We start from the raw sequence: 531 nt of genomic DNA on the forward strand, positions 1-531 counted from the left end.
CTTGATGGCTCTAATGGTTTAACCATTCATCTCACGATAGTTGGCAATGGTTTCGCCACGGTCATTAACGTCAATACACAGGCGATCCACCAGATATTTCGCCACGGCTTGAGCGTGAATAGGGCGAAGATTTTCAAGTGGACCCAACATAATAGGTTTTACGACCTTAAGGACTTTCTGCAGTACGACCTCGTCCCATCTAGGCGCTGTTCGCTCCCCTTGTAGCGGGCCTGGCCTTGCAATAACAAGCCTCTCAAAGCCGAGTTGTTGCAGGTCTCGCTCCATCTCTCCCTTACATTTTAGGTAGTGAGAAGGAGAATCGGCTTTAGCACCATAGCTAGACACCACACCTAACCGCTTAACGCCTAAGTTCTTCATTGTTTCTGCAAACGAGATAACCAAGTCATGGTCGATGCGATAGAGTGCTTCATTGCTTCCAGCCTGTTTCTTGGTGGTGCCCAAGCAAATAAGCCCAATAGTTGCATTAATGTCTAATGAGTTGTCGAACGCCTCATTGGATAGGGTAACCAG

1 protein-coding gene is annotated in these 531 nt (G+C 47.6%); it reads right to left on the minus strand.

The annotated features are described in order from the left end of the window. Positions 1–18: 18 nt before the first annotated feature. Positions 19–531, minus strand: a 513-nt coding sequence (locus AB4585_RS25895) for a hypothetical protein (RefSeq protein WP_372171638.1), incomplete at its 5' end; no start/stop codon positions are given.

It is taken from the genome of Vibrio sp. 10N.222.49.C9 (assembly GCF_041474985.1).
In the GTDB taxonomy this organism is placed as follows: domain Bacteria; phylum Pseudomonadota; class Gammaproteobacteria; order Enterobacterales; family Vibrionaceae; genus Vibrio; species Vibrio crassostreae_C.